Source organism: Thiorhodococcus minor, from assembly GCF_010820565.1.
In the GTDB taxonomy this organism is placed as follows: Bacteria; Pseudomonadota; Gammaproteobacteria; order Chromatiales; family Chromatiaceae; genus Thiorhodococcus; species Thiorhodococcus minor.
This window is the reverse complement of record NZ_JAAIJQ010000008.1, coordinates 79,892-106,099: the sequence shown is the minus strand read 5'-3', so window position 1 is coordinate 106,099 and position 26,208 is coordinate 79,892. Positions and strand designations below refer to the sequence as shown.

Sequence of the window (26,208 nt, the reverse complement as noted above, 5' to 3'; positions counted from 1 at the left end):
TCGGTGAGGCCTAAAAACCGGATGGCCTCGAGCAGACGTAGGGTGCCGATGGCATCGACGTCGGCGGTGTATTCGGGAGCCTCGAAGCTGACCGCAACATGGGATTGGGCGCCGAGGTTGTAGACCTCGTCGGGCTGCACCTGTTGGATGATGCGCGTGAGGTTGGAGGTGTCGGTGAGGTCGCCGTAGTGCAGGACGAACTGTTGGTCTTGCTGGTGCGGGTCTTCGTAGAGGTGGTCGACGCGCTGGGTGTTGAACAGCGAGGCCCGGCGCTTGATGCCGTGGACTTCGTAGCCTTTCTCGATCAGGCATTCGGCGAGGTAGCTGCCGTCTTGGCCGGTGATGCCGGTGATGAGGGCTTTTTTCGACATCTAGGGCTGTCCTTGGGCTGGATTCAGGGTCTGAATGATACCAATTTCGCGGGGCGATCGATCACCAGCGCGCGGGGGTTGGAGGGTCATCAAGCGGCGGTGGCCACGCTGGCGGCGGGGCACCTGCATTTGGGCTTGCGCTGGCGGCACTCTGTCGGTTGGCCAAGGCGCACAGGAAGTTGTACAAGTGTTCGCCGCGCTCGCGCAGCGCCTGTTGGTAGAAATCACGGGCACCGGTGGCCAAACGGGCCTTGAGCGCCGGGTCTTGCATGATGGTGCGCACGGCGTCTGCGATAGGTGCGGCGGTGGCGTCATTCAGCACGAAGGCATGGCGGCAGTGAACGGCGCGCAGACCCAGATGGCTGCGAGACAGCACCACGGGCCTGCCTACCGCGAAGGACTCCGGGAGCTTGCTTGGGAGGCGTTGGTCGTTGAAGACGCCGGGGCTGCCGGGCTGGACCAGCACGTCGGCGGCGGCGAGGATCGCTGGCAGCTGCTCGCGTGGCACCCAGCCGAGCTCCAGTACCTGCGGCGCGGGGCGGATAAGATCCTCGGTGCCCTTCTTGTTCAGGCCGGTGCGCAGCAAGCTGGTGGGATGACCCTGGCGGTTGAGCTGCTGCACGGCATGATAGAGCTCAGCGACCTCGGCCTGGTTGGCGGCGTGGACGTTGCCGGTGTAGACCAGCACCCAGTGGCTCTCTGGGATCTGGTGGGCGCGGCGCAGGGCGTGGTTGAGCGGGCGCGGATAGAACAGGCGCTCGTCCACCGGCGCGCCGAGGCGCAGCAGCGGGCGACCGGCGGTGTTGAAGCGCGCGAGCGGGTCGACGATCACAGTAACACCGGCGGCTTGTTCGAGCAGGCGATGCCCATGGCGCGGATGGTAGCGGTGACCGGGGATGAGGCGGTCGAGCTCAGCGGTTGGGAGGCGCTCCAGCTCGGCGAAGGGCCGGCCGACGGCGACCTCGGTGAGGTGTTCTTCGTTGTCTTCCAGGTGCACCAGGTAGGGGCAGTGATAACGTTGGCACAGGGCGTCGACACAGCGTCTGACCTGCTCGCGCGGTGTCCAGGCGTAGATCAGGTCTGGCCCGCAGCCGTTGGCAAACAGGGCTGAGGGCAGACCCTGCAGCGCATCGGTGTAGGAGCAGATGCGCACACTGGGCCGAGACCTGGGACCGATGAGTGCAGTGGCTGGGTTGGCGCTGCTGAGGGGCTGGTGGTCCTTGTCCGGCACCGCGAGGATGCACGCAACACCTTGGGCTTGCAGGTTCGCGGCATGGAGCTGGACGTGGTAGCCGTTGTTGCTGTCCGCGGCCTGGGGCAGGACGAAGAGCAGGTTGAGACTGGGTGCAGGCGCGGTGGTCGGCGGCTGGCTGGCGAGTACCTTAGTGTGGGCGGCCCAGCGCGCTTTGAATTGCTGGTGGTTGCGCTGGATCCGGGCCTTGGTCTGCGCTTTGTCGCGGTTGCGGGTGGTCATATGGCCATGCCGCAACGCCAAGCCGATGAGGCACTCGCTGCGCTTGTCCAGCTCGCGCTGCAGGCGCAGGCAGAAATCGATGTCTTCCAGACCATAGTCATAGGCGCTGCTGAAGCCACCGAGGCGGTCGAAGTCATCGCGCCGACAGAGCAGGAAGGCGCCGGTGACGGCGGGCTGGGGGGTACTGGTCGTCTCGGCCGCGCTGGTTGTTGCCTGATGGTCGTTGTGGCTGTGGCTACTTACGTAGTCACGGCTGGTGCCGTTTGTCGGAAGGGCGCCGACGTGGCGGGCGCGGCCCTGGGTCTGCTCGGCGTTGTAGGCGCGCGAATCCGGGTGGCGGATTTGGCGCGGCTGATGGTAGCCGCGCTCGTCGCTCCAAACGAATTCGATGCCTAAGTGCTGCACGCTTGGGGTCTGGCCGGGTGGCAGGCGCTCGGGGTCGTCGTCGAGGCGGATGCCGACGGCGCCGATGCTCGGATCTTGCAGCCGATGCAGAGCGGCCGGTAGCGCATCGGCGGTGTAGCGGATGTCGTTGTTGAGGAACAGCAGGTTCGGGTAGCGCGCAAGCGCGGCGGCGAGGTTGCAGGAGTCCGAGAAGCTGTGGTTGCGCCCGCGGCGCAGGTGCCAGATCGGCGTTGGGCCGGCCGCTTGGGGCGCTGGCTGCGATGACGGCGCCTGGTGGCGGGCGATGACGGCGGCGGTCTGGTCCTCGGGGTCGTCGAGGGCGCCGTGATCGACGATGATCAGCTCCACCGGCTGATGGCTGTTGGTGGCCAGAAAGCTCACGAGCAGGCGCCCGAGCAGCTCGGCGCCGTTGAGGCTGAGAATGATCACCGAGACGCCCTTGCGCTCGCTTGGCGGTGCCTGTTGCAGGGCGCGCCGCAGCGGGTCGAGCGCGGGGAGCGCGCTGAGACGCTCGAGCAGCTGGGCGGTATTATCAGCGGCGGCTGGGTACCCCAGGGTGCGGCTAGAGGCCAAATAAGCGGCGTGCGCTGCGGCCGGGGTGGGATCGGGCGCTGCCCTGGCCGCTGAGGCTAGCGGCTGTGCCTTACCGGGTGCTGCGGTCCGCGCGGCGGCGATCAGGCGTTGCAGGCGCTGGCGGTTGACCTGCAGGCTGAGCTCGCGCTGGAAGACCGGGTGTGGCTGTGGCTGGCTGGCGCTGGCGGGCGCGGACTGTGGCGCGGTGGCGGACGACGGCGCAGCGCGGTTGGCGAGGTGCGCGCGCAGGGTGGTGGCGAGGGTCTCGCGGCTGACGGGGATGAAGGCGCACTGCTCGGCCAGGTCGGCCAGACCGGGGGTGGGCTCGGCGAGCACGGTCAAGCCCATGGCGAGCGCATCGCTGAGCTTGGCCGGGGTCTGCGCGCGGGCGGCGGCGGAGTCCGGGTCTTGCAGAAAAATGGCGATGTCGGCGGCGGCGAGCAGGTCGGGGATGGCGGCGAAGGGTTGGTCGTCGAGCAGGCGCAAGGCGAGCCGACCGCGCGCCTGTTCGGCTTCCAGGGCCGCGCGCAGCGCTTGCTCGGAGGCCGGGAAGCGCCCGGCGATGAGGAACAGCAGATTGGGCGCGGCCTCGCTGAGGCTGGCGAGGGCTTGGGCGGTCTCAAGCAGGCCTTTGTGGCGGCGCGGGGTGCCGAGGAAGAGCACCACCTGTTGCTCGGGGGCGATCTGCCAGTGCGCGCGGGCGCGGCGGCGACGCTCGGCGGAGGGTCGGAATTGAGCCAGGTCGCGGGCGTGGCGGATGATGGTACCGCCGTGGCGCTGCTGCAGCGCGCGGTTGGCGACGCTGAGGCCGTCAAAGGCGTGGCAGAGGCTCATGCTGAGCTCGGTCCAGGGGCGCCCGGGGAGGTTAGTCCAGTCGGGCAGGCCGTCGTAGCGCTGCAGCCAGTGCTCGAGCACCTGCTCGGCGCTGTGCGTGGCGAGATCGGGCAGCGGCTTGCCCTGCACGAAGGCAAGCTCGTCGTCGTCGATGTCGACCAGGACGCGGGCGTCCCAGAGCAGTTTGTAGAGCAGGCCGAAGAGGATGTTGGGCCAGCGGGGCTTGCACAGGTGCACCAGGTCGGCGGGATGGACGCTGACCAGGTCGATGGCCTGGGACATGAAGGTGCGCTCGTCTTCGACCAGGAGACTGTGGATGGGGATCGGGCCTTGCTCGGCGAGCTCGCGCAGCGGCGCCCAGAGTTGGCGGCCGCGACGGGCGAACAGGCTGCCGATGAGGCTGACGTGCTCGATGCCGGGTGCGGGCAGCTGCGCTTCGCTGGGCTGGTCCTGCTGATCGGGATGCTCGGCCAGGTCTTGATAGAGGCTGGCAAGCGTGTAGGCGCGCCCGGCGGGGTTTTCGGACAGTGACCAGCAGCTGACCACCACCTGCAGCTTGCCACCGGCCTGAAGCTGGGCTTGGCGCTGGCGGCGGCAGCGCTTGCGGGCAAGCAGGAGATTTTGGGCGTGCTGGTGAGTGATTGAGCCAAGGTGGCTCGGCGTGTCTTCATCCAGCAAGCCAAGCGCGTAGTGACGGATGGCCTCTGGGTATTGGCCGGCGCGCAGCGCAGCGTTGCCTTGCTGAAGGGCGGTCGGCGGTGTTGGCACGCTACCGCCTTGCCCTGTGGTTCGCGAGCATTGGCTGTGAGGTTGACTGTTGTGCCGCCTGGCATCGAATCGGCCGCGCTTTGCGGGTTGGCTAAGGCGCAAATGGTAGCACGGCTGGGGGTTGTTTGGGCCGGTGGTCTGTGCGCGAGCTTAGCGCTGCCGACCCTGCCGCGGTGGCTGGCGATGACGGGCAATGACGGGCTGGGGGGTTCTGGCCGGGCTCATCAGGCCGCATCGCACGGAGCCTTTTCGCGCGCTTCGACGCAGTGGCGTTCTTCTTCATCGGCGCTCATCTTGCGCCGCTTGCCGATGGGCTTTTTGCACGGGGGGATGGCTTAGGGTGCTCATGAGAGTCTCCTCGTGTCAGTGTTCGAAGTAGGCGTTCCAGGCCGAGAGAGGCTCGGTTGGTCGTTCGCAGCCGGGCTCATCCGGCCGCGCCCCGCAGCGCTTTGACCGCGGCCTCCGTTAAGCCGGCGGCGGTTGCAATCTGCTCATCGGTGAGCAGACTCATCGCGATGAGATTACGTGCCACTTCTTCGCGGCCTTCTTCGCGGCCTTCCCGCTTGGCTTCATTCAGAAACGAGACTTCATCGTTCAACGCCCGCTCGCGCACGAAGGCGAGGCGGCGGGCCTCCTCATCGGCGCTGAGTTGACGGATGCGGTTCATGGCTTGCTGGACGGGTTCGTGGGCGACGGTGGCCATAGTGAGCTCCTCTTGCCAGTGCTTGAAGAAGGTGATCCAGGCGCGCAGGGGTCCGGGCGGTAGCACGAGGCGGTCGGCCTTGTTGAGCTCGACCAGGTTCATCTGCGGGATGTTTCCGAGCGAGACCTGGGGCTGGAGCTCATCGCGCATCTCGAAGCGCCAGAGGGCTTGTTGGCGTTGGCTGTCGGTGGCGGTGAAGAGATCGAAGTCGAGCAGGTGCAGGCCGACCGAGGCGCGCAGCTCTTGATAATCTTCGCCGGCCGTGAGCTGTCCGCCCAGGGTGCGCGCCAGGTAGAACAGGCCGCGCTTGTGCCAGGCGCCGTAGCGGCGGACTTGGACCTCGACATTGTAGCAATGGCCGTCGGCATCGCGGGCCAGGACATCGAGGATGATGTATTTGCCGGTGAGCTCGGTGGGCTTGATGTTGGGGTTGAGGACGTCGACTGACGTCATATCGGGCAGGTCAGGACGGAGGTCGTTGATCAGCGCAACCAGCAGCTCGGGGGCTTCGGCGAAGATGCGCTTGAAGACGTAGTCATTGGTGGGGCTCAGGAGTGCGTGCATCGCTGATCGCTCTGCAGGCTTTAGCGTCCATCCTCCCGGGCGATAGGGATTGGGTCACCGTGGGCCTTGAGCTGGGCAAGCCAAGCGTCCCCGTCGGGGCTGAGCAGGAGTTGATCGGCGAGCTCTTCGAGCTGGTCGGGATCGCTGATGCGGGCCAGCAGCGGCTGGCTCTGCTCGGCCACCCCGGGACCAAAGCGGCGGCGGGCTAAGCGGGAGAGGATGTGCCGGGTGGTTTCACGACCTTCCTCCAGGCCCTGCTGCTTCCATTGGTCAGTCCAGGTTTCAACGTTGTCGGCAAGCATGTGATAGACCTCGCTGAGATCGCTCATAGGAGTCATTGAAACACCGGGTAGGCGCTGGGGGAGGAACACCCGACCGAACCAAACGGCGAACGCGCGACGCCGGCTGCTTTGCTCGGGCTCTTTGAGCCAATCGACCAGAGTCCGCACGATGGCCAGGGCGTCCTCGGCACTGCGGCTGGCTTCGAGACGAAAGAGCGCGGCGCTGAGATTGCGTTGTTGGCCTCTGTTCGGCCTTCGCCAAGCGTTGTTCGTCGAGCAGCAGATAGGCTTGCTGGGGACGATAGGCGGCCAGGACGGGTGGCGCAGGCTCGATCAGGGGATCTAGGGTCTCGGCGGCGTTCCAGACTTGGGCACCATTGAGTCCACTCCGAAAAGTCAAAACCCGGCGACGAAGCGCAACATATAGTGCCCCAGAACAGAGCGAATCTCCTGCATGGTGTGCGGCTTTTTCGAGAACGGGGTTTTCGGAGGGGACTTTCCATTGTAGAGCACGATCGGCAGCACCGGGGGCAGGCGTCCGTGAGCACTGAGCTGTTCGGCGCGGATGAGGTCTTGATAGAGCAGGCCGAGGTAGGTCTGGATGCGCACCGCCATCCAGGCGTCGATGATGGATTGGAAGTCGAGCAGCAGGTAGACGTAGAGCCAGTCCTCCCCCCCAGCGTAGGCGCCAGATGAGGTCATCGGCGCGGTCGCGCAGGTCTTCGACTGGCAGAACATCTTTCTCGACCAAGTCACCAAGCAGATTCCCGAGGAGCGTTTTGCCGTGCTGTTCGATGACGAGGCGGGGCGCCCAAATGCGCCGATTCGCGTCCTGGTAGCGATGCTGATTCTCAAGGAGGGCTTTGGCTGGAGTGACGAGGCGTTGTTCGAGGCGGCGCATTTCAACCTGCTCGTGCGTCGTGCGCTGGGACTGGTGAATCTCACCGACGCGGTTACGGTCGAATCGACCTACTACCTGTTCAAGCAACGCTTGTATAGCCACCAGTTGGAGACCGGCAGCAACCTGCTCGAAGAACTCTTTCAGGCGCTCACGGGCGATCAAGCGAAACGCCTTGGTGTGATGGGGGATCGCCTGCGCATGGACAGCACCCTGCTCGGCAGCAACCTGGCGGCCTGCACCCACCTGCAGCTGATCATCGGGTGCCTGCAAGCGTGAGCGACATCATGCCGAGGCCCCTCTGTAGGCATGTCCTTGGCCCACTGGGGGAGCAAGCCCATTCATGCCGGAGCCGTCACGCGCCCCCCATGGCGCAATCCAGGCTGTAATCGAGGCGGGTAAGCAGGGCCATGAAGGACTCGGAGTCACGGGCTTCTTGTTCGAGCGCTGGCGGGTGGGCGCGGCGCGGACGCGAGCTGATGACATCGCCGCGGCGACCGCTGTCACCGGAGAGCTTGATGGCGAAAAAGGTGTCCGGAAAGTCCAGGCTATATCCGAGCGCGAGGGTATTGCAGATGTGCTGCATGGTAGCCGGGGGATCCGCAACGAAGTCTTCGTAACGGATGCACTCGCAGTGCCGATAGGCGTCAAGAAAGGCGTGGTAGCGGCGCGCGTACTCATCGAGAGTGGGTGGCGTGAAGTGCTGCACCCAGCCGCTGTCTTGCAGGCTGAGGTAGGAATCGAGCGGATGGCGGACGCTAATCAGGGCTTTGACCGGAAAGGCACGGCCGACGATCTCGTGCAGAGAGGCGCGCTCTGGAACGGTGTCGCCGAAGTTGAAGTGGCCGTGCGTGTGCTCGCGCAGGACCAGATGCAGGCCTTCGCGCGCGGCCTGGTCGTAGAGTACACGCAAACCAGCGAGGAATAGCTGGATCTGGGTCTCTTGATCGGCCGGGCGCGAGCTGAAACGACTGAGCCCGATGAGATCGGTGGGCCCAAATCCGCTGGGCACGAAGGGGCTGAGCGGGTCGACCTCGCTGAGCACCTGGGTGTTGGGCTGGGCGGCGATGCAGCGGCTGATCAGGGTGCCACCAGTGCAGGCGAGGTGATGCAGAGTACGCACCGGCGGCGGGTCTTGGACCTCGGCCTCCGCGAGCAAGCCCTGGCATTGCTCGAGCAGGCTGGGGAGCGGCTGCGCGAGGACCTTGGCATCAGCGGGAGCGCTTTGGTCGCCATAGTCTTTCAACAGCCCGAGCGCACTGTCGATGGCCGCGATGAAATCTGCGGGGGTTTCGTCGGTGCGGTGGCTCATTAGGGCTGACCGTGCTCGGCCTCGCCAGCGGGAGCCGCACTTGTGGAGGCGGTGTATGCTGCTGCTTGCGTGCCATGGTGGCGGTCTGTTGCTGGAACTGCCGGCGATGCTGCGCCCTGCGCGGTGATCGCGACGCGCGATTCGCTTTGCCTTCCCGCCTTGTCTCCGGCACTTTCACCCATGTGCTCAAGCTGATGAAGGTAGCTGGAGGCGACGGTGAGGCGCTCCGTAAGCTGCTTGAGCAGCATGGCTTGTTTGTCTTTTTGCTCGACCACCTCGGCGTGGCGTTGCTGCAGATCCTTGAGGTCGGCCGCCCTCAAGGCTTGCATGCGCAGGGCGATAGCGTTGTCACGCTGGAGCATACTCTGAGCCTGCTCAGCGCGGTCGAGTTGCTCGGCACGCTCGGCAGCTAGCTTAGCCTGCGTGTCTACTTCGGTCTTGTGCTGAGCGGCGAGCTTAGCGTGTTTGTCGGCCTCTGCCTTGGCTGCCTCGAGCGTCTTGGTGAGCTCTTCGAGCTTGGCTTCGACCTGCTCGCGCGCACTCGTCTGCTGCTTGAGCTGCTCGGCGGCCAGACTGGCTTGCTCGTCGCGAGCTGACTGGAGCGCGGCCCGCTCCTTGATCAAGGTCTCCTTGTCGGCCCCGAGAGCCTCGAGCTGCTTCTGGCGCTCGGCGGCTAGCTTGCCTTGCTCGTCGCGAGCCGACTTGAGCGCCGCTTGCTCCTTGACCAAGCTATCCCGCTCGGCTACGAGTTTCTCGAGCTGCTTTTGACGCTCGGTGGCCAGCTTGCCTTGCTCGTCGCGAGCCGACTTGAGCGCCGCCTGCTCCTTGATCAAGCTATCCCGCTCGGCTGCGAGTTTCTCGAGCTGCTTTTGACGCTCGGCGACCAACTTGACTTGTTCGTCGCGGGCCGACTTGAGTGCGACTTGATCCTTCGCCCGGGCTTCGTTATCGGCTTTAATTGCCTGGATCTCTCGCTGCAGCTCGCGTATCTGGAGCTTCGCTTGGTCGAGCCGCAGGATCCAACAGGGCTGATCGGGATCTTGGCGGTCTTCCTTAGCGATGAGGCTGAAGCATTGGGCTTGGAGCCATTCCAGTACCGGCTCGGCAGAATGGCTCGATTGATAGAGTGGCTCGATGCCGCAGTAGAGATGGATGTGATGAAAGCGCCGCAGATCCCTCGAGCGCAGCAATGCCTCAAGCACAGGCATCTCTTCGCCGGGCAGGTCGATCACCAAGAGGTGCTCGCGATCGGCGTCCAGACCTAGCGGCCCAAGCAGAGTGGAGGGCTCCAGCGCCTCCGTGGGGAGCTGCTCACGCAGCTTGAGCCCCGGGAAAAGCTTCAGCAGCCCCTCGGCAGGATGCAGACTGTTGGCGTCCGGCAGGTTGTAGCGATGCAGGGTGACGGGACCGGCTTGCCCCGCCACGGCCGCGTTGATGACCTCGGCATGAGGGTGCTCGGCCGTACGGGCCTGGAGCTGCTCGCAGGTCTCCGGGTCGGCCTCGATCAGGATAAGGCGCTTCGGGTGCAGCGCCAGATGCGCATCGAGCTCATGGCATCGGCCGGCCCCCAAGTGGATAAGAGTATCCAAATCGCCCAAGGCGAGATTGGCGCTATCGGGTATGAACATGGTCGATTGGGTCTAAATCGGGTTCTGGATCAAGGCCCCGAGCAGCCGGGCCGAAGTCGGTCAGGCGATGCGTCGCCGCGACGCTCTACGGGCCCATAACAGCGACTCAGCAGCCACTTCGCGCATTACCATCCGGGCCGCGTCGGCCGCCCCTCCGCTTTACCGAAACGGTGATAGTGAACCAGGGGGTTCATAATGGAGGCGGCGACGTCCGGGTTACTGTCGAGGTAGAAGCGAGTATCGAACCAAGGCGCAGGATTGCGTCCGTCCGGGACACCGTGGCAGACATAATGCTCCACAGCATCGAAGCCGGCCGCGAGGACGTCCGAATACTGGCGCAGGTACCACTCCTCGTCGAAAAGCCCAGACTCCCGGATGATCGCAACATAGCGCTCAAGCCGGCGGCGCTCCTTGCGATTCTTGGCGAACGGGCCGCGTGGCTTGAGGGCCGGAGGCCGTTTCCGCTGGCCGCGCTTGCGTGTCCGCGACTGAGTTGCTGCCGCAGCCCCGCTAGAGGAGCTCGCTTCCGTTGCAGAAGTGACTTCAGCCGCCTCGGCGCGCCCCTGATCGCTCCTTGCCGCCAGCTCCTGGTACTTGAGGAAATATTGCTCGAGCTCTTCTTGCACCTGGTGCAGCTGCAAGAGCAGCAGCTCGTTCTCCTCTTTGGTATCTTGGTGCTGATCTTCGAGCGCCTGGAGCTTCCGCTGCCGCTCTGCCGCCAGATGACGCTGCTTGTCGCGCTCGGCCTCAAGGGCCGTCTTCTCTCGCTCGAGCCCGCTCTTTTCGGCGCTGAAGGTATCGCGCTGCCGCTTGCCCTCGAGAAACTGACTTTCGAGCTCTTCCTGGACCTGATGTAGCTGCGAGAGCAGCAGCTCGTTCTCCTTGGCAACCTCCTTGAGCCGCTTTTCGAGCGCCTGCAAACGCTCCTGCGCTCGCTTCGATTCTACCTCAGCCTCAGCGAGCTGCTGCCGCTGCCGTAGCTGCTGATGGCGATACTGCCGAAGCAGCTCCTCAGCGCCCAGCTCGGGTGTCGGCGGAGGCTCGCCCAATGGGTGGGCGCAGGCCTCGAGCTCGGCCTGCAGAAGCGCAAAATCACCTTGGGTCGCGAGCCAGCGCCTAGCGAGCAGACGCTCGAGGACATGCTGGTCCCGTGCCGGCGCCTCATGAGGCTCAACTGGCAGGATCAAGCCGATGCGTTGCGCGGCGACTGCCATGGCTTGCGGGTCCAGACGAGCCGCCTCGGCGTCCAGCAAGACCGAGCGGCGTCGATGGCGGCGTTGAAAACGCATCAGGTGCTGCGCCGCGGCCTGCCAATCGGCCATAGACCGCTGCGGCTCTTCACCTTGGAGCAAGGCCTCAACCAGGGCGGCCTCGGGCGCTGTGTAGAAAAGCAGAAATCCTGCTTCTGGGCGATGCTCGGCCCAGAAGTCGAGCAGCCAGAGATCACGCTCATCGGCAAGCAGCAATGGCTGAGCGCCAGCCTGCCGTGTCAGCCAAGCATCCAGGGCCTCGATAAGATCGCGCGACGGACGCCGGAAGCGGGAATCGTAGCCGACCCCAGAGGGCTCGGGCTGGGCGGCCAGGTCGCGGCGCCATTGCTCAAGGGCCTCGACATCGCGCAGCTCGAAGTGCGCGCGTGCCGACACCCCCAGCGCCAACGACCGCCCATCCCCCAAGTAACCTGTTGAAATAAATAATTTTTCCATCGAAACGACAAGCATCGATCAAGAAACGCTACTGCAGCCGTTCATGATACCATGCGCGCCGCTCCAGTTATTCACCGGTCCCAATTGATTGATGCTTGGATTTCGCTTCAATCCGTCCTCAGGTCAGCGCTGGCTTCGCCCCAAGCTCCTCGCCAGACAACGAAAATCAGCGGCCTTGATCGGCCAGAGCCAGTATTTCGACGCCGATTTCTACCTGAGCCACGCCCCAGATGTCGCCGCGGAGCCATGCTGGGCTCGAGATCCAGCCATGCATTACTTGCTGCACGGCGGACGCGAGGGGCGACGACCGAGCCCTTGCTTCGACTCTGCGTGGTACCTCGCGCAGTATCCGGACGTCAAAGCCGCCGACATGAACCCGCTGCTGCACTTTTTGCGCTTCGGCCGCGACGAAGGCCGCATGCCTCGCGCGCTGCAGGCACAGACATGGCATGAGCGCCTCTGGTCCGGCGCCGGCGAGTCCGAGACAACCGCGCTCGCCGGGCTGGAGGCACTCCTGGAGTCGAGCAGTGCGTGCGCGGAGCAGGAGGCAAGCCTCGCCGCTTGGTCGTTGGGGCGCTGGTATGCCTGGAGGGGGCAATGGCCGGACGTGGCGCGCGTGATGGCGCGCTTTCGCATGGTCGAGGACTCCGTCCCCGGACACCTGGCGCCACGGCTACTGGACATCGATGCCGCCATGCGCACTGGCGATCTGGGGGGCGCCCGCGAGCGGCTCGACCAGATGCTCGCGCTCAGGCCCCATGAGGCTGACCTGCATCTACTCGGGGCCAACCTCATACTAGTCGAGGCAGACGGTCAAGAAACGCGCGAGGTCGCGCATCAGCGGCTAGCATGGATCAACCGGGTGTACCTGGCCAACGATCTGGAGCCCCTGCGCAGCGCAACCGATGCGGCAGGCGAGAACGGCAAGCTATCACTGGATGAGCTGGAGACGAGCGAGCCGAAATCACGGATGCCACGAGATAGCCGCAGGAAGAGGCAGCTTGAAGCCCCTCAAAAAGTGTCGGTCATCGTTGCCGCCTGGAATGCGACAGAGACATTGGAGACGGCGCTCAAGAGTCTTGCGCACCAGACCTGGACAAATCTCGAAGTGATCGTGGTAGACGACGCGTCCAGCGACGACACGGCGGAGCTGGCCGAGCAATTCGCCGCGCGCGATCCGCGCTTTCGCCTGCTACGTCACACCAAGAATCAGGGTGCCTACGCGGCGCGCAATACCGGTGTCGCTGCAGCACGAGGAGCTTTCATCACGACTCACGACAGCGACGACTGGTCGCATCCGCGTAAGATCGAAACGCAGGTGCTCCCTATGCTTGAGTCGCATGAGCCCGTGGCAACCTTGTCGCATTGGGTACGCACGCGCAGCGACCTCTGCTTCGGACAATGGAGCACGCCATCCGGCTGGATGGGGTGGATCCACCGCAACGTCTCGTCCTTGATGATCAAGCGCTCCGTCTTCGAGCAGCTTGGCTATTGGGACCGGGTGAGCGTAAACGCGGATACGGAATACTACTACCGGGTCATCCAGGCCTTCGGCACGAGCCGGGTGAAAGAGGTCCTTCCCGGTGTGCCACTGGCGTTCGCGCGTCATCTTTCGACGTCTTTGACACAGAATCCAGAAACCAACGTGCAATCGGTCTTCGGCGGCGTCCGCAAGGCCTACCAGGACGCAGCGGATCAGTGGCATACACAAGCGCGAACGGCCGATGATCTCTATATGCCCGCCTATCCGGAAACACGCCCGTTTCCGGCGCCGCCGGAGATATGCCGGAGCGCAAGGTCGCTGCAAGCGTCAGACGATTCCGCCTCCACGCGCACGACCAGCCCCAATTGCTCGTCGATCATTCTGCCCAACACGCTCTTTTTCGTGCACATACCGAAGACAGCCGGGACGAGCTTTCGCCAGGCCGCCAGCGATTTCTTGGGTGAACCCGCGATCCAATGCGACTACGGCATAAAGCAACGCCAGACAAGCCCCCTTGTGCGGACGTGGGTGCACGAAACCGCAGATCTATTCGAGCTCGCTCAGCAGCTCGGTAAGACGCGGTGCCGGCTGATTTGCGGACACGCCCCCCTCGAGCGCTTCGGCCCGCTCGTCGGACTGCTCAACACACTGACCTTCGTTCGCAGCCCGGTAGAGCGCGTCGTTTCCCATTTCGAGCACAGCGTCCGACACGCCGGCTACGAAGGCACCCTGGATGACTTCATTACCCAACCCACCAACCAGAATCTTCAGAGCCGCTTGCTCGGCGCTGCGCCGCTGGAAGCCATTGGGCTAGTGGGTGTGACCGAGCGCTACGAAGAGAGTCTTGCCCTGATCAACCAGACCTACCACCTGCGCCTGTCGGCTCTGACGATCAACTGCCACCCAGATCGCGACGAGCAAGACGGCTATGCCCTGACGCCTGAGCTCCGCCAGAAGATCGATCAGCTGAACCGGTCGGACGTCGCACTGGTCGCGCGCGCCAACCGTTTGCTCGACGCGCGACGGGCGGCCTTCGAGTCAGGCCAGAGTTTCGTGCACGGGACTATCCAGTCGGTGAAACCGAAGGCGGTGTCCGGCTTCGCCTTCACGCATCATCATGGTCTGCCGGTCATGGTTCAGTTGCTGGTCAATGGTGCAGCCGTCGCCAGCTCAAACGCGACCGCAATGCGTCCGCCACTGCGCGGGCTGGGGGCGCCGCGCCATGGCTGTGTCGGCTTCGACTTCATCCTCGCGAAGCCACTCGCACGAGGCGATCACGTCGAGTGCATTGCACAGCCGAGCGGCCAGAGCCTTGGGACACGACGATGGCAGCCGCCCGCGAAGAAGGCCAAGTAAAGGATGCATAGCGGTCGCTCGGGACCTGCAGTAGCGCTCCACGCCGGGGCCGGTGAGAATGTCGTCGCTCAGAACGGAGGCTGGCGTGTCGCTGCCCTACCCGCTTGGATCGAGCTCACTTGGGACGGCGACCTACCGGCCGGATGGGTGCTCCTAAGGGGACGACTGATCCGTCGCGGGCGGGATTTTTCGGCGCGACTCTTCATCGAAACGGCCGCCTTGGAACATCAGCAGGACCTACCCGTCTCGCTCAAGGGCACCCTGCTGGAATTGATCCGGCTGCCCAAGGCCGTCAAACGCCTCCGACTCCAGCCGATGTGCTCGACCGGTGAGCTCGAGCTGCATCAGTGGACGCTCGAGCCGGTCGGCTGGCTGAAGCGCACGGCCTATCGCTGGCGGCGAATCCTACCCGTGTATTTCAAGCTGTCGCGCGCCCAGAGGGTAACGCTCGGCCTCAGGGGCTATACGCCACTCATCGACTTGAAGCACGCCTATTATCTCGCCGGCAATACCCGCTTCTACGCGCCTCCACTCCCTTACCCCCAGTGGTTTGAGCGTTTCGGCGGTGTGGACGAGACGGCCCGCAGACGCATCTGCGGACGGCTGAGACGCTGGCCGAGCACAGGCCCGCAATTCGAGATCACCCTCGTCGAGACCTCGGAGCAAGGAGGCAGCGCCTTAGATGTAACGCTCGGTGCGGCGCAGGCGCAGCTCTATCGGGATTTCGTGCTCACGCGGCGCAACAGCGAAGCATCAACGCCGCCGTACTGGAAGAGCGTACAGATGACCCACCGCCTCCAGTCCCAGCGTTTCTGGAGCACTGCCCACCCAGCTCTCTTGCCCCACTTTCAGGCGACACTGTCTCGAAGCACAAGCCGACATGCGCGGAGCGCACATGGCCGGAGCGAGCCTTCCGCAGCAAAGAACAAAGCGGCCCCTCCCAACCCCTCATGGATTCTCTTCATCCAGCCGGGCGTGACACTCTCCGAGCACGCGCTCTACTGGCTCGCGGAAGTGATCCAGGCACATCCTGAAGCACGCCTCATCTACTCCGACCACGACTACCGGCAAGCAGACGGAACCCTCTGTGCCCCGGCATTCAAGCCAGACTGGTCACCCGAGCTGCTGCGCTCGACGAACTACATCGGACCAGCAGTGGCTTTGCATCGCGAGACGCTGCTGGGGATGATGAGTATCCATGAGGCATCCGAGACCTTCGGAAGCGACCCGCACGACCTTTTGCTGCGATTCTGCGAGCATCTCCAACCGAGCGAGATACGGCACCTAGCCGCACCGCTCTGGCATCTGCCAATCGCGAGCGCGAAAAGCGCAAGCACGTTAGAGGACGCCTCAGGCCGCAATCCGGTCCAGGCGCACCTAGACCGCCTCGGCATTGCAGCGACTGCTACCCGAACGCACCGAGGCCATTACAGGGTGCGCTACGCAATCTCAGATCCACCGCCTCTGGTCAAGGTGCTGATCCCGACACGAGACGCCCTCGAATACCTAAGGCCCTGCGTCGAGAGCCTGCTGTCACGCACGCGCTATCCGCACTTCGAGGTGCTCGTGATCGACAATGGCAGCGAGCAGGCAGAGACACTCGCCTACCTCGAAAAGCTCGACGCCACCCCGCGGGTGCACGTCTTGCGGGACGCGCGCCCCTTCAATTTCTCCGCCCTCAACAACGCTGGGGCACGGCAGGCCAGAGGCCAAGTCCTCTGTCTGCTTAACAACGACACTGAGGTGATTAGCCCCGATTGGATGGAAACCATGCTCGGCCACCTGGTCCAGCCCGGCGTCGGCGTCGTCGGGGCCAAACTCTACTATTCCGACGGCCGCGTGCAGCATGCCGGGGACACGGTAGGCCCCGGCGGCTGCGCACATCACCTCCACGCCTTCCTCGAGCGTGAGGATCCGGGCTATTGCGATCGCGCCATCCTGACACAGGACCTATCGGCCGTAACGGCAGCCTGCCTCATGACCTGGCGAAACCTCTACCTAGGGCTCGGCGGTCTCGACGAGGAGCACCTGCCAGTAGCCTTCAATGACGTCGACTACTGCCTGCGGGTGCGCGAGCACGGACAGCGGGTAGTTTGGACGCCTCATGCCGAGCTCTATCATCACGAATCAGTATCCCGCGGCAAGCAAGAGGACCCGAAGAAGAGCGCACGCGCGGCACGAGAGCTGGCGTACATGCGCGCGCGCTGGGGCCAAGCCATGCGGCACGACCCCTTCTATAACCTGAACCTGAGCTATCAGCGGCCGGACTTTTCCCTGAGCTACATGCCAATGGTTGAGCGCCCGTGGAGATGAGCCAGGCACGCCTTAGCATTATCCACAAGCCGCCTTCGCAGCTCGGAATCACGCGTCAAGAGCAGAATAGCCTCGACCCAAGCGTCGGAGTCGAGCGGAGCCATCCAGCCATTGACGCCATGCTCGACCACATCCGCACACACTGGCCCGGGGCTGAAGATTCCGACCGCTCCAGCTCGGGTGATATCAAGGAGCTTGGTGCAAGAACGGGCGCGATTGAAGGGCCGATCAAGCAATGGAGCCAGTCCGATTTGCCGGCTGGGTGTACGGATGAACGCCTGATAGGTCGGCCAGGACATCGGGTGGACGACCGTCGTGCGTGGCAAGCGTCGGTACCTGCGATTGATCTTCTTGGTGCCAATGATCTCGAAGGTCAGCCTCGGCTCCGCGCTCAGCGCCGCGGCCATCACTGGATACAACCAGTCAATTTCTGCCGCATGCGAAGCGCTGCCGTGGTAGAAAACCTGTACGAGATCATCTGGGCCAGGTGGCTGCGAAAGGACCGGCTGAACCAGTCTAGGCCGCCAGTCAGCGTATTTCTCATAGAGGTAGGGCGTCGACACCCAGAGCATGGCGCCCTGGTCCCGTAGCCAGCGACGACGCAGAGTGGCCAGATGAGCGAGCTTCAGGCGATATCGCAACGGCATGCCACGCGCCGCAGCGAAATCGAGCAAATCATCGTCCATGAAGAAGATCAGCTGCGATAGCGAATCGCGGACACTGGCGACGAGCCTAGCCCATCGCCGTGGCACATAGCGCACAAAGATGACCGTCGCGTTTCGCAGCTCGGCAGCATGGGGAGTGTCAAGGAAGTCACAGCGAACGATCGGCCGGCCACTCGAGCGCACGACGGGCAGCACGAAAAAGTCGCTGGAAGGATTAGCACGCTCCTCGACCAGATAGATTGGGGGCGCATTGGAGGAGAGCTGCACGCAGCCTCGCTATCGACCGATGACGATGGTGGTGACAGACTAGCCGCATCGCGGCAGCCTTGGCAATCATCGACGGCCCTGCCAACACTCAGGCGATGCCCACTCGCCCTCATCCTGGAAACGGATCGACGCGCCCGCTTGATAGCCCGGCCGAGCCAGGTTACCGGGTCGGCCGCTCGATCCGTGGGAGCGGCGCCCCGCCGCGACCAGGGCGGTCTGAGCAGGTGGCATCGCGCCAGGGCAGCGCTCCCACATCATGCCAGCCCCAAGGCGTGTCATCGAATTGCCTTATGCCCAATGGCGCGCGCCACGGGGCTCCAGTCAGACCCTCAGGAAAGTCCGGAAGGAGACATGCATGATTGGGATTCTCTCACGCGGAATTCTAGAGATTCCCCATCTGGAAGCCCTGCTAGGCGAGCCGGTAGCGGCAACATCGACGTGGCGAAATCCCGCTGCAATAAGGGCGGTCGCTGGCTGGGGTCTCAAGCCGACCTCGGCAAGAGCACGCCGATACGCCTTGCGTCATGGACTGCCCTATTTGGCACTTGAGGACGGCTTTCTGCGCTCCGTTGGACTCGGCAATCAGGATCCGCCGCTGTCGATAGTCGCCGATCACCTTGGCACCTATTACGACGCGACTCAGCCATCAAGGCTCGAGCACCTCATCAGCCGCCCCCTAACCGAGCGCGAAAGGACACGCGCAGAAGCACTCAGAGCAGCTTGGCGCGCGGCGCGCGTTTCGAAATACAACCATTTGCCCGAGAAGCGGGACCCACTTCCCGAATCGAGCATCCTTGTCGTCGATCAAACCCTTGGAGACCCGGCAATCGGCTATGGGCTCGCCAGCACCGCATGCTTCGAGCAGATGCTGCGCGCCGCGCTGCACGAAAACCCTGAATCAACCGTCCTGGTCAAGATCCACCCGGACGTCTTCGCAGGACGCAAGAAAAGCCATTTCGACCCGAGACAGCTCGAGCGACTCGAGCGGGTGGAGGTACTCGCAGAAAATGTCCATCCCGTATCACTGCTCGAGCAGGCTCGAAAGGTCTATGTAGTAACCTCCCAGTTAGGCTTTGAAGCACTGATCTGGGGTAAACCTGTGCGCACCTTCGGCATGCCGTTCTATGCCGGATGGGGTTTGACACGAGACGAGCTTCCAGCGCCGTCGCGCAGGGGCACTGCAAGCCTGGCGCAGCTGGTGCATGCTTCCCTGATCGACTATCCCAGATATCGCGATCCAGAAACGGGCGAGCACTGTGACGTCGAGCGCGTGCTCGCCTGGCTGGGGCTGCAAAGGCACATGCGCGAGCGGTTTGGCGGGCCGATTCGAGTCTTGGGCTTTTCTCCCTGGAAAAGGAAGCTCGCGCACAGGTTCATGCAGGGAAGCGAGCTGCATTTCGGCGAGCGAGTCATGCATTCGCAGGCCATGCATTCGAATGAAACTGTCGCAGTGTGGGGGAGCACCAAAACGCCGCCCGGCGTTCAAGCACTTCGTCTTGAGGATGGCTTTCTGCGCTCGGTTGGGCTCGGGGCAGACTTGGTTGAGCCCCTGTCCTGGGTGATCGATGGGCGCGGTCTTTACTACGACGCCCGCCATCCTTCAGACCTGGAAATCCTTCTCCAGAATCACGAGTTCCCCACGAGTCTCCTCCAGCGAGCGCGGCGACTTCGCGAGCGCATCGTTGCTACTGGGCTCACCAAATATAACGTCGGCACCACCCCCTGGAGACGCCCTGAGTGCGCAGCGCGCGTGATTCTAGTCACTGGACAGGTCGAGACAGACGCATCCATTCTTTGCGGAGCCCCCGCGATTCGTCGCAATATCGAGCTCCTGCGCGCGGCGCGGGAGGAAAACCCTGATGCCTACCTGATCTACAAGCCGCACCCCGACGTCTTGGCAGGGCTACGCGCGAAAGGCGACGATGAGACATGCGCCCAGGAGTGGTGTGACGAAGTGGTGATCAACGTCCCAATGGGTCCGTTGCTCGACGCCGTCGACGAAGTACAGGTTCTTACCTCACTGGCGGGATTCGAGGCATTGCTGAGAGGCAAAGCGGTCGTCTGCCACGGCATCCCCTTCTATGCGGGCTGGGGGCTTACGGCAGAGCGAGCTCCAATCGAGCGGCGCAGCCGCCGCTTGACCCTCGACATGCTCGTAGCCGGCAGCCTGATTCTCTATCCAACATACATCAGCCGCACGACCCAGCGCTTCACCACGCCCGAGCGCGCGCTCGATGAGCTCCTAGCCTGGCGCAAGACGGAAAGGGTGCCGCCCTGGTGGCATCGGCTGCTCTTACGACCAGTCTTGGGATGGCTAGCCGACAGACGCGACGCGCGTATCGGCTGAGCCGGAGGACAGGCTCGCTGGATAAGGTGATTTCCGGGAAACAGATTCCACGAGGATGGGCAAAGCGCAGCGTGCCCATCGTCCAGTCGCCTTCACTGGGTGGGCACGCCCCACAGACGTCTTCCCCATGCGCGCCGGCGTGCCAGGGGCTTTGCCCATCCTGACTACTGGAGGCGCTGTCTGGGTAGGATCATTTCAGGAAATCACCTTATCCAGATCTCTGATTTCGTCCGATCGCCCCCGAAGTCAGGCTTCGTTCAGTCCTTATGGTCGCGAATGATTGCAAGCAACAAGTGCAAGATAAGCCCCGCCAGAACCGACATCAGCGCGAATACCGTGATGTTGTAGACGCGGCGGGGGCGGGTCGGATATTCAGGATTCGTGGGAGCCTGAAGGATCGAGACCTGTTTCAGGGAGCGCGCTGCCTCGACGCGCGTCGTTTCAAGGGCCGTCAACGCCGTTGAATAGAGCTCGCTGGCGAATTCAGATTGCAAACGGAGCAGCTCATACTCGGCGGAAAGGCGGTTGAGCGCATCCCCGGAGCTACGCGCGAGCCGGGAGCGCTCGACGTCGATCTGCCGGCGCATCCCTCGGATCTCACTGCTGAGGCGCATCATCTCGGGCGAGCTCTCGCTCTGAGAGGCGCTGAGCGCCGCCTTGCGCGCTTCCAGCTTGGCCAGCTCATTTTCCAGCCCAGCGATAACAGAGCTGACACTTTCGACCGTTCCCGTTGGCGACACCAGCCCATGCGTGTTCTGATAGCTCAGTAGCTGGTTGCTTGCCTTGACCATTCGCTCCCTGAGCTCCGTAACCTGCACTTCAATGAAGCTCACTTGCTCCTCCGCCAGGCGATGCCCCATTGCATTCATATGCGCCTCACCCAGGTCGAGCATCAGCTCAACGATTCTGCGAGCCGTTGCTGGATCATAGGCTTGTGCACCAATACGCAGAACCTGCGCATACTCATCGAGTACGACCGACACACGACTGAGAAAGTAGCGGTGAAATTCCTCCGTCGCGACACGCGGCGACGAAAGCCGTGAAAGCCAATCGATCGTCTCGCTGGAGTAGTGGTCACGTAGATGCAGCGCGGCGTCAAGCTGGGCAAGCATATCCGTCGAGAGCATATAATCACGCAGCATCAAAAGATCATTACCGCCGGGCCCAGGCAAGATGGCCGCGAGCCCCGCGCGGGGCTGGCTGATCTCAGCACTCAGCAATACAACATGGGCACGCGACACATAACGGTCAGTCGCAAGCCCCCCCCAGTAGAGGATGGCGGCGACTATGGCCGTCAAAACGAGCGCCCAGATCGGCTGCTTCCGCAGAATATTCACGCGGCCTTACGCCTCTTCGCATGCTTCACGCTGTCGTGGTAGGCAGCAAGCGCATCGGCAACATCGTCGAACCAAACAGCCTCGCCCTGATGAAGCCAAAGCCCGGCTTGACAGAGATCGCGCAGAATACCTTCGCTGTGCGAGACCATCACGAGATCAGCCTTGCCGACACGCTCGTTGAAGGCCTGTTTCGCCTTCGCCTTGAACGATGCATCGCCCGTCGCAGTCGCCTCATCGGAGAGGTAGAGATCGAAATCGAACGCGAGCGACAGACCGAAGGCGAGCCGACTGCGCATGCCGCTTGAATACGTCTTGATCGGCTCGTCAAATGCCTTTCCGATCTCAGCGAAATCCTGGACAAAATCGATGACCTCTTGGATCCGCAAATTGTTTCCATGAATTCGAGCAACGAACTTCACGTTCTGCCGACCGGTCATCGAGCCTTGAAAGCCGCCTGTCAGCCCAATCGGCCAAGAAACGCGCCCATGACGAACCACTTCACCACGATCGGGATGGTCCATACCACCGATCAAGCGCAGCAAGGTGGACTTCCCCGCGCCGTTACCACCGATGACGCCGAGGCTCACACCCTTCGGCAAGACAAAGTCGACCCCGCGAAGCACCCAGTCGCTCGCTTGGTGATTTCGCGTATGGTAGCGCTTATAGACATTCCTAACTTCGATCATGCAGACGTTCTCTCGGACCAAACGGAGGGAAGGGTGTCGCGATCATCCGCCCTTCGCCCGTCACGGCGGGGAACCGCTCTTGTCAACCGCAGGCTCGGACCAAAGGATGACCCAGCCCCGCACAGGCGTCGATCATGGGTTTCGTCCGCGCCACTTCGGAGGTTGGATGATTTCCGGGAAACAGATTCCCCGTAGGATGGGCAAAGCGCAGCGTGCCCATCGTCCAGGCGCCTGAGCCACCTGGGTGGGCACGCCCCACAAACGTCTTCCCCATGCGCGCCAGCGTGCCAGGGGCTTTGCCCATCCTATTGGAGGCGCTGTTCTGGGTAGGATCATTTCAGGAAATCACCTTGGACAAGCGCAACGTATTGCACCAGCGTCGGCGCGGGATTCGGTGGACTTCGCTCTCGCTCGTCCACCCTACTGGTCCAACTGATGATCGAGGCCGAACAACCTCATACCGAGCCCTCACTCCGACTACTTCGCTTTCAGGCGCTGCTCGAAACGCATGTGCAAGGCCAGCCCGAGCGCCACGGTTATCAGCATCCAGCGATATAGATAATCGATACTCACACCTTGGATCGGCTTGTAGCCAGCAAAAAACTCGACTCTCAGCAGCTCTAGACCATGCAAGACGGGGTTATACAGGAGGTACTGCAATAGACCGTGAGGCACGTTTTGAAGAGGAAAGATGGCCCCCGAAATGATAAACATCGGCAGCATCAGCATCTTTATCACATGCTCCACATCAGGGACCAAACGCGCGATTACAGAAACAATAAGCCCCCCCCCGAGACCTAAGAGCCATATTACGCACCACAGCAGGAAGGCCCCCAGGGGATCGGCCGGAAGCACATCCAGACCGAACAAGACGCCGAAAGCAATAAGGATCAATAGAACGATGCTCTTCAGCAGCCCCTCCATCGCGCTGCGAACAAGAACGGGGTCGATCGGCTTGACCTGGCGATACGCAAATAGCGCCTGATTGCCTTCAATCGCCGTCATTGATCGAATGAAGGCCTCACGAAACAGGAAGAATGCCGTGATCCCAACAACGAGCCAGGGAATGAACTCCGCCCCGAGGATCAAGCGAGCACGCCCCATCAACGACCGGACGGCTGCCATGATCGAAATGAAGGCAACAGGCTCGCCCAGCATCCAGAACCAGCCCAAACGGTCCCCGGTCGTGCGCGCCAAGACCTCGCGCAGGAACAGCGCATGCCAAACGCTCCAGGTGACTTGCCACGCTGGCCGCGCCTGCCCGCCCGTCATGTCCGCCCGCGATGCATGATTGTCCGCAGCAGTCACATCTGGGCCTTAGAGATCCAATGCCACCTTCGTCGCCACGGCAATCTGATAGACGATCTGGGAGAGGGTCTTCGCCAGCTCCAGGTTCTTCGTCGGCACTTCGGGCAGAACCAGAACCTCGTCACCCGGGCGCAGCGCAACATCATCTGCCGCGACCACCTCGCCGCTTTGCCTCGCGAGCAGGATATCCGCGGTATTCGCGCGGTCTGTGAAGCCGCCAGCCCGCTGAATATAGTCCTCCACGCCTTCCCCGCTCTGGTACACCATGGCCTGCGGAACCAGCACCTCGCCGCTCACGAGCACCGAGTCGGAGCGCGCTGGAATGGTGACGACATCGCCATCCTGCAGGCCGACATCCTTCACGCGCCCCCCCTGTGCCACCACCAGTCGCCCACTCACGTCAAGCTGGCGCGCACGCTTGACGAAATCCTGGATCAGCTTGGCCTCCTCCACCCGAATCTTGCTCTCGTCCACGGTGGCCGACGAGGCCCCCAAATAAGCCGTCTCTAGCCGACGCAGACTTTCATCGAGCGAGTCACGTTGGCGCACCATCACGCTCCTACGTCGAATGGACACACTCTTCACATCGGCGGAGCGCGGGTCGACCCGGATACTGTCGAGCAGCTCCATCAAGCGCGCGTCACGCGGGATACTGAAGCGCGATGGCCCCTCGAAGCTGCCCTCCACTTGCACCACGATGGTATCGGAACGCCGATCCGCTGAGAAAAACAGCTCATCGCCACCTTGCAGCCAGGTATTGTGAAATTCGTCGAGCGACACATAGGTGGAGAAAGGACCGACGTCACGGATCCCTCTTAGCAGAACATGGGAAACGCCAGGCTTGAGCTGCAGCCACCGCATGACCTCATCGACCGACTCCGTCATTGACGTCAGCTCGTAGCCATGAGGCCGAGCGACATCCCCGGAGACCGCAACCATGGGACCACGCCGACCCACCACGATGGTGTCGCCTTCCTCGAATTGCAGCCGAGGCAGCTCGCCATCAAGCAAAAAGGGATAAAGATCGACGCGAACGATCACCCTCCCCTGGCGGGTCACGCGGATATCCCGAAAGCTCCCGGTCTCCACATCAATCCCGCCAGCCTGGTCCAGATAGTTGAGTACGGAATCGCTCGGTGCCCCTGAGTAACGACCAGGGCTCTTCACAAAACCGGTCACGAAGACGACGACAGGCTGAATACCCTGAAGATTGGTGTAAACGGAGACATTGTCCGTGTAGACCTGGCGGATCGCGCTGCTGACCTGACGGTTCAAGTCAGCGGCACTCACTCCCCGCACCTGAACCGGCCCGACCTGTGGAATGAAGATATTGCCTTGCGTATCGACCGGCAGGACCAGATCGAGCTCCAGCGCACCCCAGGCCCGAACCGTGATCTGATCGCCAGGCATCACGCGATAGCCCGGGTTCAGCCAGGTCGTCTGTCTCGCGCTGAAGCCACCTGCAAAAAGGCTGGCGCCGAAGGGAGGAATGTCGTCGACGCGGACCTGAGCCGCAACGTCACGCGGCGCCACGCTCTCGAGGACAGGCCCCGCCTGCTGACTAGCGGGGACCTCGACCTGCGCACTGATGCCCTGCGCCATAACCTGTATGGCGGCAAACTGGCAAAGCAGCGCGAGCAGAACAAGGCGAGCGGACTGCGCGCGCGCGGCGCAAATGAACCCTGACATGAGACTCACCATCACTGCCGCCCACCCCAGGTCGGCGTCTTGCCGACCGCCGAGTCCAAAATCGGGTATCCATCGACCTGCAAGAGACGCACAGCCACCCAGGTTCTCGGCTGGCTCTGTTGCCGGCATGCAAGCGCCGGAAAAGCCGCGCCGTTGGGGTCGATCGTCAAGCGCCGGCAGTCGCGGCCGCTAGCCGCCGCGTATTCTTCATGCAGCAACGCCTGTATGTTATCGCCCCAAGGGCTGTGAGGCAGCAGGACGACTGCCCCGGCGGGCTCGCGTGACAGCAGCTCCTGTACACTCGGGAAAGGCCCGGCCCCTGGCGTCGCCGGGTCGCCGTGCCCCAGGAAGCCCTCCGGCGGCCAGGCAGCGCAGCCGCCCATGAGCGCCACGCCGACAGCAATCGACGTCACCCCGATCCATCGAGCGAAATGACGCACGCGACACCGGCCGACGCGCTGACCGAGGCTCGCACCTGCCGCCCCCAACATCCTAGCCCCAGATCCACGAACCATTGAAACCAAAATTGTTCCAGCAAAAAAAAACCGCCATAGTGTAGCAGTTACGGCCAGCCGGCCAGAACCCTGCCTGGTGTGTTGCCAGGTCGCCAACCAGCGACGCTTCTGCAGTTGCCGACACATCGGTGGCCCGGCGATCGCGACCATCTTTCACGATTCAATAGGAGGCCTACGTCTGGATCGTTATGAAGGAATTCGGTGCCGGTCTTATCTTGTCACTCGTTTTGCTACCTCTGGCAGTGCTCGGCTTAGCGCTCCTGCTAGTCTTCGGCTTCGCAGGGCGTATCGAGCGCGCTCGAGCAGGTGTTCGCGCCCTCGACCACTTCGTCAACGCGTCCGTATTCGACGGCTACTCATGGGAATCCATCTCGTCGCATGCCTGGCGCGAGCGCGACAATAAACGCTGGGCGCGCCTTGTAGTGCGCATCGCGGATCAGTTCCAAAAAGACCATTGCAGGCGCGCGAACAAACGCGAGCAGCACGTCGTCAATCTTGTGCTCAGGCGGAATCTGCACGCCCAAACCATTGGCAGAAAGCCCACGCCCGGCCCCGGCCCCGGCCCCGGCCCCGGCGCGGCAGGAGGAAAGCCCGATGACGCAAGCGGCAAGCCGCCCGCGCCGCACTCGCGCGCGCAGCCAACGCCCTGAGCCCAGCCCAGCCCAGCCCAGACAAAGCAGCAATCAGCGAAGACACACCCAACGCAAGGCGCTCAGAGACGCCTT

Annotated in this window: 18 protein-coding genes and 1 pseudogene; 5 read left to right on the top strand and 14 right to left on the bottom strand. The window is 63.2% G+C overall.

What is annotated here, in order from left to right; genetic code table 11:
- From G3446_RS04355 to G3446_RS04335, 5 genes and pseudogenes are all read right to left on the bottom strand, one after another.
- Positions 1 to 371: GDP-mannose 4,6-dehydratase (locus tag G3446_RS04355; protein WP_164451182.1), on the bottom strand; the 371-nt coding region annotated here is incomplete at its 3' end.
- A gap of 61 nt (positions 372 to 432) precedes the next feature.
- Complete coding sequence (locus G3446_RS04350) at positions 433 to 4,425, bottom strand: glycosyltransferase (protein ID WP_164451181.1); 3,993 nt, start codon at positions 4,423 to 4,425, stop codon at positions 433 to 435.
- A gap of 424 nt (positions 4,426 to 4,849) precedes the next feature.
- Positions 4,850 to 5,692, bottom strand: a complete 843-nt coding sequence (locus G3446_RS04345; protein ID WP_164451180.1) for an Rpn family recombination-promoting nuclease/putative transposase — start codon at positions 5,690 to 5,692, stop codon at positions 4,850 to 4,852.
- 20 nt (positions 5,693 to 5,712) lie between these two features.
- Complete coding sequence (locus tag G3446_RS04340) at positions 5,713 to 6,021, bottom strand: RpnC/YadD family protein (protein ID WP_164451179.1); 309 nt, start codon at positions 6,019 to 6,021, stop codon at positions 5,713 to 5,715.
- 439 nt (positions 6,022 to 6,460) lie between these two features.
- Positions 6,461 to 6,697: pseudogene (locus G3446_RS04335) on the bottom strand (Rpn family recombination-promoting nuclease/putative transposase); the annotation flags it as partial.
- On the opposite strand from G3446_RS04335, the gene G3446_RS04330 reads away from it, so the two are divergent.
- On the top strand, positions 6,674 to 7,150 hold the full coding sequence (locus tag G3446_RS04330) for a transposase (protein ID WP_483414733.1): 477 nt from the start codon (positions 6,674 to 6,676) through the stop codon (positions 7,148 to 7,150). The pseudogene G3446_RS04335 and the gene G3446_RS04330 overlap by 24 nt on opposite strands.
- Before the next feature lie 76 nt (positions 7,151 to 7,226).
- Here the strand turns inward: G3446_RS04330 and G3446_RS04325 are convergent, their stop codons facing one another.
- From G3446_RS04325 to G3446_RS04315, 3 genes are all read right to left on the bottom strand, one after another.
- Complete coding sequence (locus G3446_RS04325; RefSeq protein ID WP_164451177.1) at positions 7,227 to 8,183, bottom strand: sulfotransferase; 957 nt, start codon at positions 8,181 to 8,183, stop codon at positions 7,227 to 7,229.
- Positions 8,183 to 9,811, bottom strand: coding sequence for a hypothetical protein (locus G3446_RS04320; RefSeq protein ID WP_164451176.1), 1,629 nt, complete (start codon positions 9,809 to 9,811; stop codon positions 8,183 to 8,185). The genes G3446_RS04325 and G3446_RS04320 overlap by 1 nt, the downstream gene beginning before the upstream one ends.
- Before the next feature lie 125 nt (positions 9,812 to 9,936).
- Entirely contained in the window at positions 9,937 to 11,517 is a 1,581-nt protein-coding gene (locus tag G3446_RS04315) for a coiled-coil domain-containing protein (protein ID WP_164451175.1), read from the bottom strand.
- A gap of 694 nt (positions 11,518 to 12,211) precedes the next feature.
- Here G3446_RS04315 and G3446_RS04310 point away from each other — a divergent pair.
- Together G3446_RS04310 and G3446_RS04305 are read left to right on the top strand one after the other, a co-directional pair.
- Entirely contained in the window at positions 12,212 to 14,356 is a 2,145-nt protein-coding gene (locus G3446_RS04310) for a glycosyltransferase family 2 protein (RefSeq protein ID WP_164451174.1), read from the top strand.
- A 3-nt stretch (positions 14,357 to 14,359) separates the two neighbouring features.
- Entirely contained in the window at positions 14,360 to 16,669 is a 2,310-nt protein-coding gene (locus G3446_RS04305; protein WP_245232293.1) for a glycosyltransferase family 2 protein, read from the top strand.
- Here the strand turns inward: G3446_RS04305 and G3446_RS04300 are convergent.
- On the bottom strand, positions 16,636 to 17,601 hold the full coding sequence (locus tag G3446_RS04300; protein WP_209262256.1) for a glycosyltransferase family protein: 966 nt from the start codon (positions 17,599 to 17,601) through the stop codon (positions 16,636 to 16,638). The two genes, G3446_RS04305 and G3446_RS04300, sit on opposite strands and share 34 nt — an antisense overlap.
- A 256-nt stretch (positions 17,602 to 17,857) precedes the next feature.
- On the opposite strand from G3446_RS04300, the gene G3446_RS04295 reads away from it, so the two are divergent.
- Complete coding sequence (locus G3446_RS04295; RefSeq protein WP_342450034.1) at positions 17,858 to 19,948, top strand: capsular polysaccharide biosynthesis protein; 2,091 nt, start codon at positions 17,858 to 17,860, stop codon at positions 19,946 to 19,948.
- Positions 19,949 to 20,205: 257 nt separating this feature from the next.
- On the opposite strand, the gene G3446_RS04290 is transcribed toward G3446_RS04295, so the two are convergent.
- The 5 genes from G3446_RS04290 to G3446_RS04270 form a co-directional block, all read right to left on the bottom strand.
- On the bottom strand, positions 20,206 to 21,285 hold the full coding sequence (locus tag G3446_RS04290; protein WP_164451172.1) for a chain-length determining protein: 1,080 nt from the start codon (positions 21,283 to 21,285) through the stop codon (positions 20,206 to 20,208).
- A complete protein-coding gene (locus G3446_RS04285) occupies positions 21,282 to 21,971 on the bottom strand; it encodes an ABC transporter ATP-binding protein (RefSeq protein WP_164451171.1) in 690 nt (229 codons plus the stop codon). Before G3446_RS04285 ends, G3446_RS04290 begins: the two co-directional genes overlap by 4 nt.
- 477 nt (positions 21,972 to 22,448) lie before the next feature.
- On the bottom strand, positions 22,449 to 23,279 hold the full coding sequence (locus tag G3446_RS04280) for an ABC transporter permease (protein ID WP_342450033.1): 831 nt from the start codon (positions 23,277 to 23,279) through the stop codon (positions 22,449 to 22,451).
- A 9-nt stretch (positions 23,280 to 23,288) separates the two neighbouring features.
- Positions 23,289 to 24,968, bottom strand: coding sequence for a polysaccharide biosynthesis/export family protein (locus G3446_RS04275; protein WP_164451170.1), 1,680 nt, complete (start codon positions 24,966 to 24,968; stop codon positions 23,289 to 23,291).
- Positions 24,969 to 24,979: 11 nt separating this feature from the next.
- Positions 24,980 to 25,381 (bottom strand): DVU3141 family protein, encoded by a 402-nt coding sequence (locus G3446_RS04270; RefSeq protein ID WP_342450032.1) that lies wholly within the window; start codon positions 25,379 to 25,381, stop codon positions 24,980 to 24,982.
- 290 nt (positions 25,382 to 25,671) lie between these two features.
- On the opposite strand from G3446_RS04270, the gene G3446_RS04265 reads away from it, so the two are divergent.
- On the top strand, positions 25,672 to 26,133 hold the full coding sequence (locus tag G3446_RS04265) for a hypothetical protein (RefSeq protein WP_245232292.1): 462 nt from the start codon (positions 25,672 to 25,674) through the stop codon (positions 26,131 to 26,133).
- The last annotated feature ends 75 nt before the right edge of the window (positions 26,134 to 26,208 follow it).